This is a genomic window from Streptococcus sp. STR1/CE/0325, from assembly GCF_055386095.1.
The window spans coordinates 1,761,280-1,783,240 of record NZ_AP045018.1; the positions used below are offsets into that span (position 1 = coordinate 1,761,280).

Annotated in this window: 21 protein-coding genes, 1 tRNA gene and 1 pseudogene; 1 reads left to right on the top strand and 22 read right to left on the bottom strand. The window is 43.9% G+C overall.

Annotated elements, in window-relative coordinates:
* Positions 1 to 9 precede the first annotated feature (9 nt).
* From ACZ49W_RS08495 to ACZ49W_RS08590, 20 genes are all read right to left on the bottom strand, one after another.
* Positions 10 to 891, bottom strand: coding sequence for a class II fructose-bisphosphate aldolase (locus ACZ49W_RS08495; RefSeq protein WP_464814854.1), 882 nt, complete (start codon positions 889 to 891; stop codon positions 10 to 12).
* A 144-nt stretch (positions 892 to 1,035) separates the two neighbouring features.
* The gene (locus tag ACZ49W_RS08500; RefSeq protein WP_464814855.1) at positions 1,036 to 2,259 is read right to left on the bottom strand and encodes a glycosyltransferase family 8 protein; all 1,224 of its coding nucleotides are present in this window, start codon (positions 2,257 to 2,259) and stop codon (positions 1,036 to 1,038) included.
* Between the two features lie 3 nt (positions 2,260 to 2,262).
* Entirely contained in the window at positions 2,263 to 3,483 is a 1,221-nt protein-coding gene (locus ACZ49W_RS08505; RefSeq protein ID WP_464814856.1) for a glycosyltransferase family 8 protein, read from the bottom strand.
* Positions 3,484 to 3,634: 151 nt separating this feature from the next.
* Positions 3,635 to 3,720: transfer RNA gene (locus ACZ49W_RS08510), tRNA-Leu, on the bottom strand.
* A 45-nt stretch (positions 3,721 to 3,765) separates the two neighbouring features.
* Positions 3,766 to 4,695, bottom strand: a complete 930-nt coding sequence (locus ACZ49W_RS08515) for an alpha/beta hydrolase (RefSeq protein ID WP_464814857.1) — start codon at positions 4,693 to 4,695, stop codon at positions 3,766 to 3,768.
* Positions 4,696 to 4,765: 70 nt separating this feature from the next.
* The gene (locus ACZ49W_RS08520) at positions 4,766 to 6,616 is read right to left on the bottom strand and encodes a proline--tRNA ligase (protein ID WP_464814858.1); all 1,851 of its coding nucleotides are present in this window, start codon (positions 6,614 to 6,616) and stop codon (positions 4,766 to 4,768) included.
* Positions 6,617 to 6,641: 25 nt separating this feature from the next.
* Positions 6,642 to 7,901, bottom strand: a complete 1,260-nt coding sequence (gene rseP, locus ACZ49W_RS08525; RefSeq protein WP_464814859.1) for an RIP metalloprotease RseP — start codon at positions 7,899 to 7,901, stop codon at positions 6,642 to 6,644.
* Between the two features lie 15 nt (positions 7,902 to 7,916).
* The gene (locus tag ACZ49W_RS08530) at positions 7,917 to 8,711 is read right to left on the bottom strand and encodes a phosphatidate cytidylyltransferase (protein WP_464814860.1); all 795 of its coding nucleotides are present in this window, start codon (positions 8,709 to 8,711) and stop codon (positions 7,917 to 7,919) included.
* Positions 8,712 to 8,725: 14 nt separating this feature from the next.
* Positions 8,726 to 9,469: an undecaprenyl pyrophosphate synthase gene (locus ACZ49W_RS08535; protein ID WP_464814861.1), complete on the bottom strand. Its 744-nt coding sequence runs from the start codon at positions 9,467 to 9,469 to the stop codon at positions 8,726 to 8,728.
* Between the two features lie 405 nt (positions 9,470 to 9,874).
* Entirely contained in the window at positions 9,875 to 10,228 is a 354-nt protein-coding gene (locus ACZ49W_RS08540; protein ID WP_464814862.1) for a preprotein translocase subunit YajC, read from the bottom strand.
* A gap of 181 nt (positions 10,229 to 10,409) precedes the next feature.
* Complete coding sequence (gene purR, locus ACZ49W_RS08545) at positions 10,410 to 11,231, bottom strand: pur operon repressor (RefSeq protein WP_464814863.1); 822 nt, start codon at positions 11,229 to 11,231, stop codon at positions 10,410 to 10,412.
* Positions 11,232 to 11,325: 94 nt separating this feature from the next.
* Entirely contained in the window at positions 11,326 to 12,270 is a 945-nt protein-coding gene (locus ACZ49W_RS08550) for a 3'-5' exoribonuclease YhaM family protein (RefSeq protein ID WP_464814864.1), read from the bottom strand.
* The gene (locus tag ACZ49W_RS08555; RefSeq protein WP_464814865.1) at positions 12,260 to 13,528 is read right to left on the bottom strand and encodes a DNA recombination protein RmuC; all 1,269 of its coding nucleotides are present in this window, start codon (positions 13,526 to 13,528) and stop codon (positions 12,260 to 12,262) included. Before ACZ49W_RS08555 ends, ACZ49W_RS08550 begins: the two co-directional genes overlap by 11 nt.
* Positions 13,529 to 13,531: 3 nt before the next feature.
* Positions 13,532 to 14,161: a thiamine diphosphokinase gene (locus ACZ49W_RS08560; RefSeq protein ID WP_464814866.1), complete on the bottom strand. Its 630-nt coding sequence runs from the start codon at positions 14,159 to 14,161 to the stop codon at positions 13,532 to 13,534.
* Positions 14,154 to 14,810 (bottom strand): ribulose-phosphate 3-epimerase, encoded by a 657-nt coding sequence (gene rpe / locus ACZ49W_RS08565; RefSeq protein ID WP_464814867.1) that lies wholly within the window; start codon positions 14,808 to 14,810, stop codon positions 14,154 to 14,156. The genes ACZ49W_RS08560 and rpe overlap by 8 nt, the downstream gene beginning before the upstream one ends.
* Before the next feature lie 8 nt (positions 14,811 to 14,818).
* Entirely contained in the window at positions 14,819 to 15,691 is an 873-nt protein-coding gene (gene rsgA / locus ACZ49W_RS08570; protein WP_464814868.1) for a ribosome small subunit-dependent GTPase A, read from the bottom strand.
* 665 nt (positions 15,692 to 16,356) lie between these two features.
* A complete protein-coding gene (rsmA, locus tag ACZ49W_RS08575) occupies positions 16,357 to 17,232 on the bottom strand; it encodes a 16S rRNA (adenine(1518)-N(6)/adenine(1519)-N(6))-dimethyltransferase RsmA (RefSeq protein WP_464814869.1) in 876 nt (291 codons plus the stop codon).
* A gap of 27 nt (positions 17,233 to 17,259) precedes the next feature.
* Positions 17,260 to 17,784 (bottom strand): DUF1697 domain-containing protein, encoded by a 525-nt coding sequence (locus tag ACZ49W_RS08580; RefSeq protein WP_464814870.1) that lies wholly within the window; start codon positions 17,782 to 17,784, stop codon positions 17,260 to 17,262.
* Positions 17,781 to 18,350 (bottom strand): ribonuclease M5, encoded by a 570-nt coding sequence (gene rnmV / locus ACZ49W_RS08585; RefSeq protein WP_464814872.1) that lies wholly within the window; start codon positions 18,348 to 18,350, stop codon positions 17,781 to 17,783. The genes ACZ49W_RS08580 and rnmV overlap by 4 nt, the downstream gene beginning before the upstream one ends.
* Positions 18,340 to 19,113: a TatD family hydrolase gene (locus tag ACZ49W_RS08590; RefSeq protein WP_464814873.1), complete on the bottom strand. Its 774-nt coding sequence runs from the start codon at positions 19,111 to 19,113 to the stop codon at positions 18,340 to 18,342. Before ACZ49W_RS08590 ends, rnmV begins: the two co-directional genes overlap by 11 nt.
* A 196-nt stretch (positions 19,114 to 19,309) precedes the next feature.
* Here ACZ49W_RS08590 and ACZ49W_RS08595 point away from each other — a divergent pair.
* Positions 19,310 to 19,844: pseudogene (locus tag ACZ49W_RS08595) on the top strand (transposase); the annotation flags it as partial.
* Between the two features lie 105 nt (positions 19,845 to 19,949).
* Here ACZ49W_RS08595 and ACZ49W_RS08600 read toward each other — a convergent pair.
* Together ACZ49W_RS08600 and ACZ49W_RS08605 are read right to left on the bottom strand one after the other, a co-directional pair.
* Positions 19,950 to 20,672 carry an IspD/TarI family cytidylyltransferase gene (locus ACZ49W_RS08600; protein WP_464814981.1) on the bottom strand — a complete coding sequence of 241 codons (723 nt, stop codon included), beginning with the start codon at positions 20,670 to 20,672 and terminating at the stop codon, positions 19,950 to 19,952.
* A 19-nt stretch (positions 20,673 to 20,691) separates the two neighbouring features.
* The gene (locus ACZ49W_RS08605) at positions 20,692 to 21,576 is read right to left on the bottom strand and encodes a LicD family protein (RefSeq protein ID WP_464814874.1); all 885 of its coding nucleotides are present in this window, start codon (positions 21,574 to 21,576) and stop codon (positions 20,692 to 20,694) included.
* Positions 21,577 to 21,961 lie beyond the last annotated feature (385 nt).

Sequence of the window (21,961 nt, forward strand, 5' to 3'; positions counted from 1 at the left end):
CAGCTAAAATTAAGCCTTACCTTCTGAACCGAAAACGTCGATACGCTCTTCAACAGAAGCTTGGATTGCTTTAACCCCATCAGCCAAGAACTTACGTGGGTCAAAGAGTTTTTTCTTGTCGTATTCTGCTTCATTAGCTTCATAAGCTGCTGCAAATTTACGAGTTGCGTTAGCAAAAGCGATTTGGCACTCAGTGTTAACGTTGACCTTAGCCACACCAAGTTTGATAGCCGCTTGGATTTGATCATCAGGGATACCAGATCCACCGTGAAGTACGATTGGGAAGCCTGGAAGAGCTTCTGTCAATTTCTTCAAGTGGTCAAGGTCAAGACCTTCCCAGTTTTCTGGGTATGGTCCGTGGATGTTACCGATACCAGCAGCCAAGAAATCAATGCCTGTTTCAACCATTGCTTTAGCGTCTTCGATTGGAGCAAGCTCACCTTTACCGATGATACCATCTTCTTCACCACCGATAGTTCCCACTTCAGCTTCGACAGATACACCTTTAGCATGTGCTTTTTCAACAACTTCACGCGCTTTTTCAAGGTTTTCATCGATAGGAAGGTGGCTTCCATCAAACATGATAGAAGTGTAGCCCACTTCGATACACTCAAGCGCATCTTCGTAGTGACCATGGTCAAGGTGAATAGCAACAGGAACAGTGATTCCCATTGATTCTACAAGGTTTTCAATCAAGTTTTTCGCTAACTTGTAACCACCCATGTATTTTGCGGCACCCATTGATGTTTGGATAAGCACAGGAGCTTTTTTGCTTTCCGCTGCACGCAAGATAGCTTGCGTCCACTCAAGGTTGTTTGTGTTAAATCCACCAACTGCGTAACCATTGTCACGAGCGGCTTGGACAAATTTTTCTGCTGAAACGATTGGCATGTTTCATAGCCTCCTCTAAAATTTTGGGAATTTTTCCCATTACAAGTTCATTCTATCACATTTTTTAGCAAAATTCTAGCCTCAAGACGTTTTGAAAGCGTTTATCTTTTTTGTTTATCTTTGTCGCCACTAAATCAAGACCAACTAAAAGGATAGCTTTGCCCAATCCTTGAGCCAATCGACCATTTCCTGCGGGTTTTCACTAGGAAAGATCTTTTCTTTGACCTCTGGTGAGCAAGTGGTGTCAAAGGTCAAAATCATGCGTCCAGAATGCTCAAATTCTTCCAATAAATCTTGTGGTTTCTTGAAGTAATTCGTATCTAAGTAAAAATCAGCCTGCTCTATCAATCTTTGAACGGTTACCGAAAGCGCCAGAGGATACAAGGTCACATTTTCATACTGAGATAAGCGAATCAACTTGGGTCCCATAACCGTATAAGCTGCGATATGAAACTGAAAGTCAGGTAAGGAAGTAATCAAAAACTCGAGGTGTTCAAACTCCTGACTATCCGTCAAGGTGAAGAAATGATGAGAAAAAACAGCTAAATCCAGTTGCTCATCTACGGGTACCGTCATTTTTTCTTGAATGATAGACCAGTCAAGACCATTGTAAAACCACCAAACCTCTCGCAACCGACTAGCAGAAAAAGTCTTCCAGGGCTTATCTGGCGAGATATAGTGAATAATCAAAGGAAGAGGATCAATCGGAATCTCAAAAATGTCTAACTCATTAAAGGATTGCGCCCCATAATCAAATCCAATCGGAAAATTATAGTTTCCGTCCAACTCCAACCAGTTGCCGTCAAAGAGTTGATTTAAAATGGTTTGATCGCCTTCGTTTACATTTTCCCACTCACGCTCAGTCGTTTCAATCAAGCGCTCAAACAGATTTTCTTCTCTCCATTTGCGGTTATTGACCAAGAGGACACCTGAGTTGAAATTAAGTGTTCGACCATGGAGTGCTTTGACCGCCGCAGCGTAATAATCCCCCAAATCCAAGTCAAACAGATGGGTAATGTCGCCCGTCACCACCAAGTCACTATCCAGATAAAGCACCTTATCTTCCTTCACCAATAAGGGGATAAAATAACGCGCAAATGCCATGTGGTTAATATGGGCAAAACCAGCCGTCCAGTTGGTATTGAGTCTTGGGTCAACCAATTTTTTATCCACCAACTCCACTCCCAAAGGAGCTAGTTTCTCACGCAGCTGATGAAACCACTCTGGTGGAATATCTTGGTTAAACACATAGATTTTCAGACGAGACTGGTGATAACACAGCGATTTGATGGTGGTCTCAATCTGTCTGATATAACCATAATCGCCTGCTAAAACAATCGTTGGCTTTCGTTTTTGGCTCTCTCCCATTTCTTACCGTCTCTTTCTTATTGAGGCTTCTTTCAGATAAGCGATCATCTCTTCTGGATGGTCTTTTGAAAATACCTGATCCACATGCTGCTGATTTTTAACATTGTCAAAAGCTAAGATCGCAAGTCCCTCCTCATGAGCGAGGGCAATCCAGTCCTCCAGCTTATCTGCATGGTTAATATCTAGATACACATCCGCCTGCTTCATTAACTGCTTGGCCCGCCATCTGATGACATGGGGATAGAGTTTCACATTTTCAAAGGTGCTCAATCTCTCCAGCTTATCACCAAAAGGTGTCCAAGCTACAATATGAAAACAAAAGTTAGGAAGAGCCTCCACCAAATCCTTAATATGCTCCAACTCTTGAGAATTGGTCATAATGACACATTCTAGCTCCCAATCCCGCTCAAAAAGCGATGTTAAATCCGCCTGATGATGGCTGATAATCGTTGACCAATCTAGCATAGCATATTGCCACCAAACTTCACGTAAGCGTCCAGATGAGTGAGTGTGCCAAGGCTTGTTTTCATTCAAATAATGCAAAATCGCAGGCAAAGGCTCAAGCGGTATCTCAAAAATAAAATCATGCCCCCAAGCATCCGCTCTGGTGTCAAAGCCAATCTGAAAATTATAGGTATCTTCTAAATGAATCATCTGATGACCGACAATGCGATTGAGAGCCGTTTGATCGCCCTCTGGAAGCGTGGTGTGCTCTTTTTCTGTTAGAGAGACCAACTGCTGGGTGATGCCGTCTTTACGCCAAAGCGCATTGTTCATCAGTAGCACGCCTGAGTTGAACCGCTCCTCTAAACCATAGACCACCTTGGCTGCTGCCACATAGTGTTCACCCAAATCCATCTCCAACAGATCCTTTAGGTTTCGCGTGACAATCACATCCCCGTCCAGATAAAGGGACTTGTCCTCCTTGACAAACTGCGGGATAAAATAGCGGGCATAAGCCATATAGTTGAGGTCAATATCATCTGGTGTCGTCCAGTCCCTATCAAGACCCACATCCAAGAGCTTGACATCCTCCAGTTGACTGCCCATCGCAGCCATACGCTTTCTGGTTGCGATAAACCACTCTTGGGGAATATCTTGATTGAAAATATAAACCTTTATCCCCTTATGATGGTAACAAATAGACTTCAAGGTTGCCTCTAACTGTCTGATATAGCCATAATCACCTGCTAGGACAAAAGCAGGCCGGTCGCTGTGTGTCATCGCTATCTCCTTTATCTTCTTCTCCACTTAGTATAGCAAGAGATAAAGTCCCTTGTCAATCAAACAATGTCTCCCTCTCTTATCCTAGGAAGCCTTACCTTCTTTATCAAAAATAGTAACAAAAAAACCGAGCCAAAGCTCGGTTATCCTCTGCGGAGAGAGGGACTTGAACCCTCACGACCTAAAGCGGTCACAGGATCCTTAGTCCTGCGCGTCTGCCAATTCCGCCATCCCCGCTAACAACATAAACTATTTTATCAGTTTATGTTGATCTTGTCAACCCTATTTCTCATATTTTTTTAAGAAATCATGGATTTTTTGTCGGTAGGCTTCCTTGTCTTGTCCAAAGGTCTTAGAATGGCCTGCTCCTTTAACGATATAGAGTTCTTTGGGAGCTGTGGTGGCATCATAATTCTCATAGACCATCTTAGTCGGAACAAAGGTATCCTTGTCCCCATGGATGAAGAGAATCGGGCGGGTATTTTTAGCTAGCTGCTTGACGCTACTAGCCTCTCCGTAGGTAAAGCCTGCCCGAATCTTGGAAATGGCAGAGACTTCATAGAGAAGGGGAAAAGCAGGGAGGTTATACATGTCCTTGGCTTGGTAGCGCAACTCATCCCAAACACTGGTGTAACCTGCATCTTCAATGATGGTGGTCACTTCCTTAGGAAGCGTCTTTTCACCACTGGCCATCATGACACTCGCTGCTCCCATGGATAAGCCGTAGAGCGTGATCTTGCTATCATGGTCCCTGTCAACGAGGAGGTCTGCCCACTTGATGATGTTCAAGCGATCGTTCCAGCCATAGCCGATGAGCTGGCCTTGGCTATCTCCTGCTGCGATATTGTCTGGCATGAGGACATTGTAGCCTTCTTCGTGAAAGAGCCAGCCATAGACCGCCATTTTTTCCTTGTTACCGCCAAAACCATGCACCACGATAACCGTCTTATGAGTTGGGGTCTGGGCAGGGATATACCAGGCCACTTGTTTTAGCCCTTGATTGGTCATAGTCATGGTCTGTTTGGTCAGCTGGTTAAAGGCCTGTTCCTCTTGATAGAGGGGGTCTGATTTGGCCCTTGGTTTATTGTTAATAAAACTCTTGGTCTCTCTGACTTGTGCCACATGGAAAAAATAAAAACTGGCTGCCACAGAAATGCCAAAAAGCACCAAGACAAGTCCTGTCAACCATTTCATCAAACGTCTTTTTTTCATGCCCCTATTATACCCTATTTTCAAGCGAAATAAAAGAGTTGAGCGTCTATCAACCTCAACTCATCTTATTTTATTTGCTCAAAATCTGCAAGGTTTCAATCAAGTTGTCTTGATGCACTTCAATGCTATCACCTGTCGCTTTAATCTTGACTTCGACAATACCGTCTGCAGCTTTTTTACCGACCGTCACACGAATTGGCAGACCAATCAAATCACTATCTGAGAATTTTGAGCCGACCCGTTCATTGCGATCATCGGTCAAGACATCATAGCCAGCTGCCATCAAGTCTTTTTCGACCGCTTCAGTGAGGGCTTGACTCGCTTCGTCCTTGACATTGACTGTAATCAAGTGTACGTCAAATGGTGCCAACTCTTTAGGGAAGTTAATACCCCAAGCGTAGCGATACTCACCTTTTGGTGTCTTGGTGACAAAGAGTCTTGCGTGTTGCTCGATGATAGCAGAGAGAATCCGGCTGACCCCAATCCCGTAAGAGCCCATAATCATCGGAATCGCCTTACCATTTTCATCCAAGACCATGGCTCCCATGCTTTCAGAATAGCGAGTGCCGAGCTTAAAGATATGCCCAATCTCGATACCACGCGCAAACTGCAAGGTTCCTAGACCATCAGGCGATTGTTCTCCCTCACGCACTTCTCTGATGTCCACATACTCTGCCTTAAAATCACGCTCTGGATTGACACCCGTCAAATGATAACCATCTTCATTAGCTCCAGCTACGGCATTGCGGCTGTTTTGAATCTTGCGATCCGCCACGATACGGATATCTTGCGACAGCCCCACTGGTCCAAGGGAACCAAAGCCTGCGCCAAAGACACTCCTAGCCTCTTCTTCGGTCGCTGGCTCTAAGAAATCGGCACCGAGATAATTTTTCAATTTGACATCATTGACCTGATCATTCCCCACCAAAAGTGCCACAACAGGTTTTTCGTCCGCCATAAAGAGCAGAGTTTTGATGGTGTTTTCTTCTGCGACCTCTAAAAAGGCGGCAACTTCGTCAATGGTATGGCAATCAGGTGTTGCGACCTTGACTAACTCTTCTTCTGCTACCACCTTGGTGCTTGGTGTAAAGGCATCTGTTGCCATCTCTAGATTGGCGGCATAGGAAGAGCCATCTGAATACACTACCGTGTCTTCACCAGATACCAACCAAGAGGTCAACTCTTTCTTAATAGCTTCTAAAACATCTTCTGGAAGCTCATCAAAAGAAGCGATGGATTTGTCTAGAACCACCCAACGATCCAAGTCCGTCCGCTCAGGCGTGATCGCCATAAACTCTTGACTGTCTTTACCACCCATGGCACCGCCATCACCGATAATGGCCTTGAAATCTAGGTCCGCACGGGTAAAAATCGCTTCATAAGCCTTACGGTAATCCTCGTAAGTCACATCCAAGCTATCATAGTCTTGGTGGAAGCTATAACCGTCTTTCATGATAAATTCGCGGGTGCGAAGCAGACCATTTCTAGGACGTTTTTCGTCACGGTATTTGGACTGGATTTGGTAGAGGTTGAGCGGTAGTTGCTTGTAAGATTTGACCGCATCACGCACTAAAACTGTGAGGGTTTCTTCATGTGTCGGGCCTAAGATAAAATCAGACTGATCGCGATTTTTAAGCTTATAGAGATCTTCACCATAAGTCTCATAACGCCCACTCTCACGCCACAAATCCGCAGTCAAAAGCGCTGGTGTCAGCATCTCGACCGCTCCGATTTTTTCAAACTCTTCTCGCATGATGGTCTTGAATTTCTCAAGTGTGCGATGAGCCAGCGGTAGATAAGCGTAGATTCCTGCTGAGACTTGGCGGACATAGCCTGCTCTTAGCATGAGCGCATGGCTAATCACTTGTGCATCGCTTGGCATTTCGCGAAGCGTTGGGATAAGCATTTTACTTTGTTTCATAAATCAACTTCCTTTTCCTTATGGTTTAAAAAAATGTACGAATAATATCATTCCAAGTGACTGCCACCATCAATACTAGCATGATGGCAACCCCTGCCAGGGTGACATAAGTTTCTGTTTCCTGCTTGAGCGGCTTTCTTCTGATGGCCTCCAAAATATTGAGGACAATCTTTCCACCGTCTAGGGCTGGAATGGGAATGAGGTTAAAAATACCAAGGTTAATAGACAGCATGGCCAAAAGATTCAACACCTGCACCAAACCTTGCTTGGCTGCGGTATTACTCATCTGATACATGGCAACCGGACCGCCCAGCTTATTAAGATTGGGGTGGGTGATGAGATCTCTCAGAGCATTGATAATGGCAAAGGCACCGTTTGCCGCCATCTCAAATCCACCGCTAATCTTGTTCCAAAAGCCTGTTTTAAGACCAGGGAGAGCGCCGATGAGAAAAGTCCCCTTGACCTTTTGGGGTGTGACCTTCACGGTCTTGTCCTGTCCTTTTGAGTCCACCTCAACAGGGATGCTCTCGCCTTCCTTGAGGTTAGCTGTGGTCTTATCCACTGCATTTGAGAGGTCCTCCCAGTTGGTAATCTTGTAGGAGCCAATTTTTAAAATACGGTCATCATTTTTCACACCAGCCTGAGCCAAGGCACCGTCTGGTGTCACTCGAATCTGATTGGTCGAAAAATCCTGCACACCACCTTGCACAAAGGCGAGGAGGATAAAGATCACAATCCCTAAAATAAAGTTATTCAGAGGCCCTGCAAAGTTGGTGATGAGCCTACCTGCGACACTGGCATTTTGATACTGCACATCAAGCGGCGCAATCCGAAGCTCCGTGCCGTCCTCCTCGACGATAGTGGCAGCGTGGTCAACTGAGTAGGTCTTTTCTTCATCAAGGACCAGTCCAGTAATGGTGAGCTTGTCCTCTAGGTCATAATGCAAGACAGACATGGGAAGGCTACGTTGATCGACCTGTTTTTGAGACAGATTGATTCGTGTGACCACACCAGCGTCATTTAAGGTCAGACTCGCTGGTGTTCCCGTCTTAATCTCGACCTTGTCATCGCCCCAGCCAGCCATGCGCACATAACCGCCCAAAGGCAGGATACGAATGGTGTAGAGCGTGCCGTCCTTGTCCCTATGGGAAAAAATCTTGGGACCCATTCCAATGGCAAATTCACGCACCAAGATTCCTGAACGTTTGGCAAAGTAGAAGTGACCAAATTCATGCACCACAACCACCAGCCCAAAAATGATAATAAAGGTTAATACTCCAAGCATATCCTTCTCCTTTTCCTAAAACAAGCCAAAGAAATGCATGATAGGAAAAACAAAAATCATGCTGTCAAAGCGGTCCAAAACCCCACCATGACCAGGAATGAAGCGGCCAGAGTCTTTGACGCCAAAATGACGCTTCAAAGCACTTTCAACCAAGTCCCCCATCTGAGCTGACATGCTAAAGAACAGCACCAATAATAGCATCACAAAGAAAGGATAAGGCGCATAAACGGATGGGTCAATCAGCATAAAAATCAAAGACACCACTAGGGCAGACACCATGCCGCCAAGACTTCCTTCGATGGTTTTATTCGGCGAAACCGCAGGCATCAGGTGGCGCTTGCCGATTCTACGTCCAACCGCGTAAGCGCCGATGTCAGTCGCCCAAACGATGAAGAGGACCAACAAAACCTTGTCAAAACCAGCCATACGCGCCAAAACGAGATTTTGAAAACCAATACCCACATAAAAACTGCCAGCAATCGCAAAGGTCGCATCCTCAAAAGAGTAAGTCTCATGGTTAAAGACCGTTCCCATAAGCAGGAGAAAGACCACCAAGGTATAGGTCGCTAAGCTCCCATCCACGGGCAAAAAGGCAAGATAAGATGACAAGGGAAGGGTCAAGACAAAAGCCCCTAGCATGGCTAGTATTCCCTCAAAAGTAAAGGGCTCCAGCCCCTTCATCCGAAAGAGTTCAAACACCCCAATAACCGCTAAAATCCCTGCTAAAAGATGGAAGAAAATCCCACCAAGTCCTAAAAAAGCAAGAAAAATCACACCAGCTATGGTTCCATAAATCACACGTTCTCTCACAATTTAACCTCCTTTTACACCCCACCAAAACGGCGCTTTCTCTGACCAAAAGCCACAAGAGCCTCTCTAAAAGCCGCCTCATCAAAGTCCGGCCACAAGGTGTCTGTGAAATACAACTCGCTATAAGCTGACTGCCAAGGCAAAAAGTTACTCAAACGCAACTCACCACTGGTCCTGATAATCAAGTCAGGATCACGGTAATCCTTTGACAAAGTAGCGGTTTCGAGATAATCTCCCACCAGATCCTCATCGATTTGATTAACGTTCAAAGCACCTTCTTGCACTTCACGGACGATTTTATGGATAGCCGTCACCAGCTCCGCACGTCCGCCGTAGTTAAGGGCAAAGTTCAGCACCAAGCCAGTATTGTCCTTGGTCACCTCCATAGCCCTCTCAAGAGCAGACAAAGTCGCTTTAGGAAGAGCTGAACGATCACCAATGACTGCAATCTTCACCCCATTTTTATGAAGTTCCGGCACATAGCGGTCAAAAAACTCGACCGGTAAATTCATGATAAAGGACACCTCATCCTTGGGACGTTTCCAGTTTTCCGTTGAAAAAGCATAGACCGTCAAGACCTTGACACCTTGATTAGCCGCCTCAATCGTGACCTTTTGCAGAGCATCCATCCCTGCCTTATGCCCAAACACACGAGGTTTCAAGCGCTTCTTAGCCCATCTGCCGTTGCCATCCATGATAATCCCAACATGAACGGGAATCAACGGATTTTGTATTTTTTGTCTCGTTAATGGTATCATAATATTTCCTAACAATTGTTCCTATTCCTTTTATTTTACCATAGATGACCCCTTTTTGACTAGTTTTATCAGCTTTCTCCTTGAATGAAAAGTTCCAGCAAGGTTTCCACTTCTTTTCCTTCGTCTTTTATGTTTGAAAAACTGAGTCAAATCTTGCTTAGTAGTTGTCGTTAAACTGTTTTTAGCGGTTGATTTTAGGGTTAGGCTTTTCAATCTGATACATGTATCAATGAGACTCACCATTTCAGGAAGTAGCCCTTTCTCAGCATGTGATGAACAGAATAACCGGCATAGAGAGGTTATAAGCGATGTAGAATTTTTCCACTCCCAATGAGTAGCTTTTTTATGATTAAGCCCTTCCACAGACCAAAAAAGAAGCTAACACGTGCTAGCTACCTTTTTTCCTTATTCTTTTTTATCTGCCACTTCTTCAACAACGACTGCTTCTTCGACTTCACCAGCATCTGTGACAACTGCTTCCTCGATGACTTCAACAGCCTCAGCTTTTTTCACCACGCGCTTAATGGCTCCGAGTTCAAAGGTGAGGTAAACCCCGTCCACGTCAAGGTCAACCGTGTTATTCTCCAAATTCACCGCATCAACAGTCGCATACATCCCACCGATGGTCACGATCTCATCGCCTTTGCCCAGTTTACTGCGTTCTTCTTGCGCTTTTTCAGCTTGTTTCTTTTGTTGACGTTGCATCACGACAATCATCACGACGACAAAACCAAACATCACCAATGTCATTAAATTCATAGTATCCTCCTCGATATCTGTCATCTTCACGGTTTACTTTTAGAACGAAGCAACTCACAGCAGGCATAACTTGAAGTTAAACAAGGCGAGTGAACAACGTTATAAAAGATAAACGGCAAAGACTTCTAGCTTCTAATATATCAAAATTCCCTCGGTCTTTCAAGGGAATTTGCGTTTTTCTTTACAGGCTATCAAAGATATTGCCGATCTCAACCTGAACATGGTTGGTTTTCACATCGATTTGTGACACCTTCAAGAGAGCTTGATAATCCAAATCCCCATGTTCTTCTAGCGTATTGACCGCAAAGACAGCGACTCCAGCTAGTGAGCTATCAAACTCCTTTAAAAGACTGGTCATCCCTGTGATGGTCCCTCCACCTTTTAGGAAATCGTCCACAATCAAGACGCGACTGCCCGGTTTGAGACTGCGCTTAGCTAGAAACATCTTTTCAATGCGATCCCCAGCAGAGCCACTGGCATAGTTAACGGAAACCGTTGAGCCTTCTGTAATCTTGAGGTCACGACGCACAATGACAAAAGGCACATTGAGCACATCTGCCACGGCATTAGCAAGCGGTACGCCCTTAGTTGCAACGGTCATCACGGCATCGATGGTTTCATGACGAAAACTCCGAGCGATAATCCGTCCCACCTGCTTCAAAATGGTCGGGGTACTCAACAAATCCGAGAGATAAATATATCCCCCAGGCAAGATCCGATCACTCTCAGATAAGCGCTTGCGCAAATCCTCTAGCACATCATAGGCCTCTTCTTTTGAGATGGTTGGGGTAAAAACTACCCCGCCACTAGCACCTGTCACCGTTTCGATATGACCGATGCCACCTTCTTCAAAGGCTTTTTTGATAATGCTCACGTCCTCTGAAATCGATGACTTGGCGGATTCATAGCGTTCAGCAAAATAACTTAAACTGGTCAACTGGTAAGGATGGTTGATGAGGTAATGGGAGATAACGACCATCCGTTCGCTTCTTCTTAATTTCATAACAAGCAATCACTTTCTAGTTCTTTTCTTGTTATTATACCATATTCTCCACAAAAAGCGAACATTTTTTCTGAAAAAACTAAAATTTTTCGTTTTATTTATCCATCTTTGGCTTGTAGAAGAAACGGTTGTCTAGTGGAAAGACCCGTGGGGTCATCTCGCCTTCATCCACCCGTGAAAGGGCTGTCGTCATCATCATCATTTCCGCATCGATGTTATCAATCATGTGAAGAATCTCGGCTTCCATCACATGAGGACGCACTGGACTCCCATACTCGAGCTGCCCATGATGGCTGAGAACCATGTGTCGGAGTAGTAAGATTTCTTCCTTATCTTCATCCAGACCAAGGGCTAAAACAGCCTTGGTGATTTCTTCATTGACCAAGGAAATATGACCAAGCAGATTGCCCTTTAGGGTGTACTCGGTCTGATCTGGGCCAGAAAGTTCCAAGACCTTGGCCAAATCATGAATCATAATCCCAGCAAAGAGCAGGCTTTTATTGAGGTCTGGATAAATATCTCCGATGCTATCTGCTAGGCGCACCATGGTCGCTGTGTGATAGGCTAGACCTGCCTCAAAAGCATGATGGTTGGTCTTTGCAGCTGGATAGGTGAAAAAGGCCGCCTCATGCTCACGATAGAGGTAACGCACAATCCGTTGCAGGGTGGCATTCTCAATCCGAAACAACATCTGTTCCAGATAGTCACGCACCTCTTTGGGATTGACAGGAGGTTTTTCCTTAAAATCACTCGGATCAGACGGCTCGCCCTCTCTTGGCAAACGCAGGCTAATCTGATTGACCTGAGGAGTGCCGTTATAGGTTTCTCTTCGTCCCTTCATAAAGACCACTCGACCCGCCGTAAAACTCTCAATATTATGCGGCTGAGCGTCCCAGAGGTTGCCGTTGATTTCCCCCGTCCTATCTTGAAATGTTAGAGCGAGGTAATCCTTACCTGCTCTGGTCTTTCTCACTTCAGCTGACTTGATCAGGTAAAATCCTTCAAACAGCTCATCTTTTTTCATTTGTTTAATCTTCATCGTCCTCTCCCATCTGACCTAGAGCGCGTAGTTGTCTCCAGTCCTCTCCTTGGTAGTCTTCTGCTTGTTCCAGCGCTCGAAGAATAGCCGTGGTTCTTGTCGTCATAAGGCTATCAAGGCTAGTGCTAGCAGTCTGGAGTTGCTTTTGGGTCTTAGCCAAGAGACCGCCAAATTTTCCAAACTCTGTCTTGACCTGCCCTAACAGCTGGCTAATATCCGCCGCATTTTTTTGAATGGTCAGGGTCTTAAAACCAAGAGACAGCGCATTTAGGAGTGCCGCTAAAGTGGACGGCCCTGCCACCACGATCTGCTCCTCACGTCTAAGCCCGTCCATAAAGGCAGCATCCCTCACCACCTCAGCGTAGAGGCTTTCCGTCGGCAAAAACAAAATCCCAAAAGTCGTCGTTTCTGGAGGATTGAGGTATTTCTTTTGAATATCCTTAGCAAACTGTTTGACCCTAGACAGCAAAACCTTGCGCTCTTTCGCAATTCTATCTTTATCCCCGTCCTCATAGGCCTCTTCTAAGCGGTAATAGGGATCCATGGGAAACTTAGCATCAATGGGCAGATAGACTGGCCCTTCCTTGTTTTCCCCAGGGAGTTTGATGGCATACTCCACCCGCTCTCTAGATCCGGTCACGGTTGAAAATTCTCGCTCATATTGGTTAGGTGCCAGCATATCTTCGATGATTTGTCCCAACTGGATTTCACCCAAGATGCCTCGGGTTTTACTGCCAGACAAGACCTTGTTGAGCGAGCCAACATCACGCGCCACGACCTGCATCTCACCCAGCCCCTTATTGACACTTTCAAGTTGCTTAGAAACGGTTTCAAACGAGGTCTGAAGGCGCCGTTCTAGACTTTCTTCTAGCTTTTCTTCCACCGTTCGCCTCATCTCCTCAAGGCGCTTTTCATTGCTGGTCTGCAAGCGATCCACCGCTTCCATAAGGCTTTGCTGGATACGGTCCAAGCGCTGATCACTCACGTCACGCTGCTTGGTCAGCTGCTCTTGCAGGGTCTCTTTCAAATCAGAGACTTCTTGATAGACATCGCGTTGTAAGTGGTTCAACTGAGTCAAAATCGCCAGCTCCTGCTCTTTGTTGCCTTTTTCTAGTTGATAGGTCAACTGTTCAGACAAATTGTCGGCATGATTATCGAGAATATCAGACAGAGCTTTTCTCGTTTCTTTTTGCTCCTGAAAGAGAACAAATATCCCTCCTAGTCCCACCAAGACCAATAGAAAAATAAGCCACAGCATTTCCTATCTCCTATCCTTACTTTGAATGATGACCACATAATCCGCCATCACCTCTAAGTCGATGGGCTGATTGATAAATTCATTACTACCATAGGATTTGCGACTAAAAAAATTACGCTCATCCATCTCATACTTGGCGCCTTTGATAAAGACCTTGCCCCCTTCTGGCATAAAAGAGACATAGGTCATCCCAGAAATAGGCAAAATGCTGTGCTGCCCTCTGGGTTTAAAAGTCACATGATTTTGCTGGTCAACCAACTCGATTTGCTCCAGATAAGGAAATAGCCCCTCATGGCTCGGCAAAAAAAGATTGGACAACAAATGGTCTAACCGGCCACCAAAGGCGGAAAATACCGTCACTTGGGCTGTCGGAAAACGCTCAAAAACGATTTGAAGCGCCAACTCCGTGTCCGTATCTGCCTTTTCAGCAGGCGAGGTCAAAACTTCACCTGCTTTTTCTTGCAACAAAGCCCACTCGTCCTTTGTCACAGAGTCAAAGTCTCCCACAGCCAAATCCAAGGGAAGCCCCGCCTCTAAAAGACGAAGCCCCCCTCGGTCAACCCCAACCATGACATCAAAAGCGCCATCAGGGGCTTGAAAGGTACCGCCAGCGACCACCGCCACTCTAATCATGTAGCGCCTCTCTCAAGCGCGCCACCTGAGCATTGAGATCGCCCTTAAAGACATAAGAGCCCGCCACAAAAACGTTGGCTCCAGCAGCCTTAGCCAGCTTAATAGTTTCATGGTCAATGCCACCATCGACCTCGATGTCAAAGGAAAGATTTCTTTCTTTCCTCAAAGCCGCAACCCGTCTCACCTTATCTAGCGTTTCTGGGATAAAGGCCTGCCCACCAAAGCCAGGATTGACCGTCATGATCAAGACCTGATCCACCAAGTCTAAGACAGGCTCTAGCATGGCAACAGGTGTCCCTGGATTGATGACCACGCCAGCCTTCATGCCAGCTTTTTTGATTTTTTGCAAAGCCCCGTGAATGTGACGCGTCGCCTCAACGTGAATGGTCATAATATCTGCCCCAGCTTGAGCCAAAGCCTCCACATAACGCTCCGGATCCACCACCATCAAATGGCAGTCAAAGACCAACTTGCTGTGCTTGCGCATACTAGCTACCACATCTGCTCCAAAACTGATATTGGGCACAAACTGCCCGTCCATCAGATCGATATGGACATACTCTGCTCCAGTTTCTTCGATGCGGTGCAATTCTTCGGCAAAATGCGCATAATCGGCGGCAAGAATAGAGGGTGCAATTTTATTTCCCATAAGCTGACCTACTTTCTTTTTAATACTTTTTTATAGGTTTCCCTACGATTTTCAATTTCACTCAAGAGTTGGAGATAGTCATCATAACGAAAAGCAGCAATCTCTCCAGCCTCTGCTGCGGACTTGACCGCACAAGCTGGCTCATGCGTGTGGGTGCAAGACCTAAACTTGCAATTAGCGGATACTTTTTCAATATCCACAAAAGCGCTATTCAGATCAGGGGCTGTTTTGACCTCATAGTCTAGGGCGCTAAAGCCCGGTGTGTCGGCAATCAAACCACCATGCACATGATAGAGCTTCACCATCCGTGTAGTGTGACGCCCGCGTCCCAGACTATCTGAAATCTCTCCTGTTTCAAGCGCCAAATCTGGCGCTATTTTGTTGAGCAGAGTCGATTTTCCCACCCCTGTTTGCCCCATGAAAACGGTGATCTTATCCTTGAGATAAGGCAGTAAATCCGACATCTGGGTGATAAAAGGATAGCCCATAGCCTCATAGACCGCCGCATAAGCCAAAAGAACCTCTTCATCTTCCAGCAAATCCATCTTACTGATGTAGATGATGGGGTGAATGTCCTTGTACTCCAACAAGACCAAAAAACGATCCAAAAGATTGGCATTAAAATCAGGCTCTCTAGCACTCATAATGACCACTGCCTGATCGACATTGACAATAGGAGGTCGCACCAAAGCATTCTTTCGCTCATGAATGGCAAGAATGTAGCCTTCTTGCGGATTTTCCGCAGAAAACTCCACCAAATCCCCTACATAAGGAGTTTTCCCCTTCTTTCTAAAATTTCCTCTGGCACGCGTGCGGTAAATGACCCCCTCACATTCTACATCATAAAAACCAGCCAAAGCCTGAATAATCTTTCCCCTCATAAGATACAAAGCCCAGCTAACGGACAAAGAAAAATTAGGAAATCAGACCAAGAACGACTGACGTTCTAGGATGATTTATCTATTTTTCAAAGACCGTAGGGCGTGTCCATTTCCTTTCTAAGATGCAAAGTCGCGATTTGCGTCAGCAAAATTTTCGATGAGAAAAAAGGAAGTTTAACGACGAAACCACAAGTTCAAAGGAAAACTTATCTTTTTCTCGAAGAAAATAGCGACGTGTTCAATTCATAAGATACAAAGGGCGTTAAGGAATCCGTAAGAAAATAGGGGCAGCGATGAAGACGACTGGCGTCTAAGAGCTGAACTCTTTTTCTCTAGGATTTTAGCCCGTGTTCAGTTACAATAAGATACAAGAGAGCGTTTCGCATTCCCAAAAACTTCAAAAGAAAAATAGGAGGTTTTGAAAAAGTCCCAAAGACTGTTAAAAAATCTATCTTTTTTTGAAGTAATTAACTCCGTATTACACGAGAAAGAAAATAAGCGACTTTGATCTTTTAAAGGATAAAATCTTACTTTTTTTCCGACCTTCTTTAGCGCTCTCATAGCTTCATTATATCATATTTTCCGCACATTTCCCTCTTGAAAGAGTTGGAAAGTCCATCAAAAAAGCCAGCCTACACGACTGTAAACTGACTAGGCTATATATTTTAGCTCAATCCTTGCTCTAAAAGAGCATCTGCCAAACATCCAAATTCCTCAATTGACAAGGCTTCACCCCTTGCTGTGGCAGCAATCCCAGCCTTCTTTAAAGCCTGCGTCAACTTTTCTTTGACCTCATCGCTCTTTCCAAAAAGGGCTAGAAGGTTATTCCAAAGAGTTTTTCTACGTTGCGCAAAAGCTGCCTTTGTCACCTTGAAAAAGAAATCCTCGTCCTTGACAAAGACCAAAGGCTCGGCTCTTCTGGTCATTTTTAAAATAGCAGAATCCACATTTGGCGCTGGAACAAAGACCGTGCGTGGCACGATAAAAGCGACTTTTGCCTCCATGAAATACTGCACAGCAATGGAAAGACTGCCGTAAGCCTTTGTTTTAGGATGGGCTGAGATGCGATCTGCCACTTCCTTTTGCATCATGACGACAAACTCACTAAAAGCCACACCACTTTCTAAAAGGTGCATGAGAATCGGTGTCGTAATGTAGTAAGGCAAATTCGCCACCACCTTGATGGGAAGGTCTGGCTGTTTAAACTCGTTTATCCGACTTTTGAGGTCTGCTTTTAAAATATCCTCATTAACGACACGCACATTGTCAAAATGCCCCAGTGTCTCTGATAAAATGGGAAGCAAACGGTCATCAATCTCAAAAGCCATGACCTCAGCTGCTTTTTCTGCTAGAAACTCCGTCAAAGCTCCGATACCTGGTCCAATCTCAATGACGTTGACTTTCTCGTCAATCTCAGCTGTTTCTACAATCTTTGCTAAAATATTGCCATCGGTCAAAAAATTCTGCCCGAAGGACTTTTTAAACGTGAACCCATGACGCTCTAAAATCGCTCGGGTTCTTGTCATATCTGAAATCCGCATGTTTTTCCTTTATCTTTCTTTTTCTCTTTACATCTGCTTCAAGCGTAAAATACTGCTAGCCTTTCGCATGGTTGCCGTGATTTGAAGTTTCTTTTCCAAAAAATTAGTATTAAGCCGTTTTTTCTTAGCTTCTTTTGGCAGATAGAGGTAGAGGCACTCACTACCTGTGTGAAACTCTTCCTCACCAAAATCGGACTTAGCTAGCTCATTTAGCTTGTCTTTATCAAGACAAGCATTCGTAAATACCAAATGAACCCGAGAAACATCGTAAGACTCCCCAAAAGGATTTTCAAAGAGAGCTCTTTCCAGCTGCGCTGGGCTTTTTACAATCACCGCCAAATCTGCCCCAATTTTTTCTTGAATGGTATCATGAATCAAGCGAGAAAGACCGTCATCGTCTAAATCCGTTTCACAAACAACATTGCCACTTTGAATATAGGTTTTTACGTTTTCTAGACCTGCTTGAGTCAAAATCTCCACCAAGTAGGACATCTTAGGGATGCGATTTTTCCCAGTTGGGGTCACACCACGCAAGAGTGCAATTTTTTTCATGCTCGGTATCCTTCCATCACGCTTTCAACTTCCTCTAAGGTCATACCAAAGAGTTTGAGCCGTTTAAGGAGATTTTTGCCGTTACAGTAGCCGATGCGTAAGGTTTCTCCTAGAAATTCCCTACGCTTTCTGCTATCTTCTGCTAACACCAAGCCTAGACGGATCAGATCGCTTTGTGTGATGTCAAAAACGTCCTCTTCCTCAAAAGGTACGGTCACGCCACTCAAGGCTTTTTCCAAATCATGAAAAGAAGCATGCTCCACCCCCAAAGAACGACCCTTGGTCTTAGACTTAGGCACTGCCTCGTCTTGCCTTAAAAAAGCATGCTGAACACTTGGCACTGCCTGCATGATTTTCTTACGAATACGCTCGCCATTATAGTCTGGATCGGTAAAAACGATGACCCCTCGCAAGTCATGGAGTCTTTCGATCCTCTCCAAATCCTCCTCAGAAATGGCAGACCCCCTCGTCTCATAGGTCTCCACATCGTAGAAACGCTTGAGATTTATGGTATCGTCTTTTCCTTCCACCACGATGATTTGAGAAATTTTCGGTTTATTTGCCAAGACCAAACACCTCTAGCGCATTTTGATAAGTGGCAACTGCCACAGTTTCTACCGGTAAAGCTCGTAAATCTGCGATTTTTTCCACCACATATCTAGTATAGGCAGGACGGTTCTCACGTCCCCGTTTAGGAACGGGGGCTAGGTACGGGGCGTCTGTTTCGACCAAGATTTTATCCAAAGGCAGATGAGTTGCTGCCTCTTGCACATCAAGGGCTTTTTTAAAAGTGACGACACCTGAAAACGAAATCAGCATGCCAAGCTCTATAAAGCGCTCTGCCATTTCTAAAGAACCTGAAAAAGAGTGCATAATGCCACCACGAGGCCCCACGCCTTCGCTTTTGATGATGTCATAGGTGTCTTCAAGAGCCTCTCTCGTATGCACCACAAAGGGTAGATTCAACTCTTTAGAAAGCGCTATTTGACGGCGAAACACGCGCTCTTGTGTCGCCTTATCCGCTGTCATCCAGTGGTAGTCTAGCCCAATCTCGCCTAGCGCCACCACCTTAGGATGACAGAGCTTCTCTAAAAGGTAGCGCTCCACCCTATCGTCATAAGTGCCTGCCTCGGTCGGATGCCAGCCAATCGTAGCATAAAGCTCAGGATAAGTCTCCACCAAAGACAAGGCACGCTCAATCGTTGGCTCATCAAACCCCACGATATTCATACGTGTCACGTCCATCTCACGCGCAAAGGCAATCTCTTCTTGTTCTCTTTTGCTAAACTCTTCCACATTCAAGTGGGTATGGGTATCAAAAATCTGCATGCCAACCTCCTGTGTCTGTTGGTATTATTATAGCATAATACACATCAATATTTGACACAATACTGCAGAAATTCGGTCCTATAATTCCTGTAGTGGGTAACCCCACTCTCTGGAGATTATAGGGCCTTTTGAGTGTAGAAAAAAGTCCCATATCATCTATAATGAAAGCAACCAAACCATCATTAGAAAGACGACCATGGAACAATTCAATTTTATCACAGACCTACTCGGAATAAAAGACACTACCGTCACTATTTTAAAACTTTTCGATACTGGCAGGCACAAGGAAATCATCGCTAAATTGAACTATCCTGCTCCAAAACGCCAACATTACCAAGCTCAAATGGTTAAATCTGACTGCCAGAAAGCGTCGCTTTCGCTGTCGTGACTGCGGGAAAATGACGGTTGCTGAAACATCTCTGGTTAAGAAAAATCACCAAATTCCTGCTATCGCTGAAAGCCTAGCCGTATCAACATCAACCGTCATCCGAAAGTTAAAAGAGTTCCAATTTAAGATAGACCTGAACTGGATTCCAGAAAAAATGTCTCGGGACAAGTACAGCTTCAAGAAGGGGGAAATGAGTTTCATTGCACAAGATTTTGAAACCAAGAAAATCATCGCCATCTTCCAAAACAACCGCCAAACCTCCATCAAGAACCACTTCTACAAGTACCCGATAAAGATTCGCAAACAGGTCAAAGTTATCACGGTGGATATGTCTATCAGTTACATTCCCATTATAAAACGGACCCCGCTTTCTCATTTCTAAGCTCGGACTAAACTAGAATTACCATCATAAAGCAATTTGACAAGCAATTCCTCCCCCATCGCGCGCTTAAAAATCTATCTGATGATTTTCTCTAGCATCGTATAGAGCTCTAAATATGAAAAAATCATCTGGTGTAGTTATTTTTATATTTTCATACGGTCCATTAACCACGTGCAAGGAGTGTCCATAATGTCTCATCATGGTACAAGAATCGATAAAATTATCTATTCCTTCATCAAGTGCTTTTTTATGGGCATTTAAAATATCAGCTAACCAAAAACTCTGAGGTGCTTTCGCAAAGCGAGAGTGTTCACGACTAGGAACTTCATTGATTTTATCCGTATCATTTACTAACACCACAGTTTCCTTAGCAACTGTACAAGTAATTGCATTTCCTTTTAAACAAACAGATGAAATATTATCTGAAATCGTCTCACTATTTATAAGAGGACGTACGCCATCATGTATTAAGACAAGGTTGTCGTTGAGTCCATAATGTTCCTCAGCAGCTAGTAGACCGTTGTAAATCGATAACTGTCCCGTCTTTCCTCCTGGAACAATCTTCACAATTTTATCTAAACGATGACGATATTTCATCTCTTCCATATATGGAATCCATTCTTCAATGCAAACCACCACAATCCCATCTATATTTGGATGCCGCTCAAATAATTCAATTGTATGCACAATAATTGGTTTACCATGTACTAATAAAAACTGTTTAGGCTTATCTTTGGAATTCATTCTAGTACCTGATCCGCCTGCAAATATCACTGCTATATTCATTATTATTTCCTCTCTTCATTCACTACAATTCTATTTTATAGGCTGCATGAAATTCTCTTTTATCTTCTGGTGGTATCATCATATAATCACCATAAAGATTGGACAAATAACGATCATAATGTTTAGGTATAGAAACCTCATAACCACAAAATATTCCTGTCGTTAGCTCTGTAAAAACTTCTCTAGTAAATATTTCTTTCTCATAACTAGTTCCTGAAGGAATTCCTAACAAACTTGACTGTTTTCTAGTATGAGATAAACGCTCACACATCCACAAATAAAAGTGAATACCACCTAAATGGCTAAATAGCTTTCCGAGTCGTTTTCTTAATTGATAATAACGATGTAATTCCTTGTCTTTTTTGGCTGCATGTTCAATGACAGGTGATGGATATAGATAATCAATACAAGTGCTGGAACATTTATAAGCCATATTATATATGAAACCTTGAATTTTTCTAACAAAAGCATTCTGAGGCATATCTTCTACAATAAACACATCTATAAACAACATACTAAACGCATTCATACCAGCATTAGCAACTTCTAAATAAGTAGTTCCTTTTTTATAAATTTTAGGAGATTTGTAAAAATAATTCTTATCAAACAAAGGTTCTGCCAATAAATAATCAGCTGAATATTCTTGTTGAAGAATCACTTTCAATTTCTCATACTCGGATCGTAACATCATAATATCAATATCATCATCCCAAGGAATAAATCCTTTATGACGAATCGTTCCTAGCAATGACCCTCCTGCCATCATATATTGAATATGATGTTCGTCACATACTTTCTTCACATCTAAAAACATCTGTAATAATTCACGTTGCAAATGTTGAATCTGATTTTCATTCAATCTATACTCTGCAAAACATTTTGAATAGAGTTCTTTACTAGACTTCATTGATATAACTTATTCCCTTTCACATCAGTCTTTTTATTATCACAAACTCGCAGTCTATCTAAGTGGTCTTTGAGTTAAATCTTTCTTAGTCTTTGTAGTACTAACTCGAAAGTTCGCTTAGGAGAGAAAATCTCTGCTCCTTCATCTTTTAGAAAATCAACATAATATTCATGAACAGCTAATTTCTTTTTTCACAAGATTATTCTGGAGTAAGCAAATCCACATAGCGAATCAGCTTAACTAATATATTACGTTGTTCATTAGTAAAGCAACTTTTTAACTTTTTCGTCCAATTTTTAGCACATCTATCAAGATAGCTACACAATAAGATAATCCAAAAGATTTACGTATGCTTTAATATGTCTATAATATGCGCCATATTAGT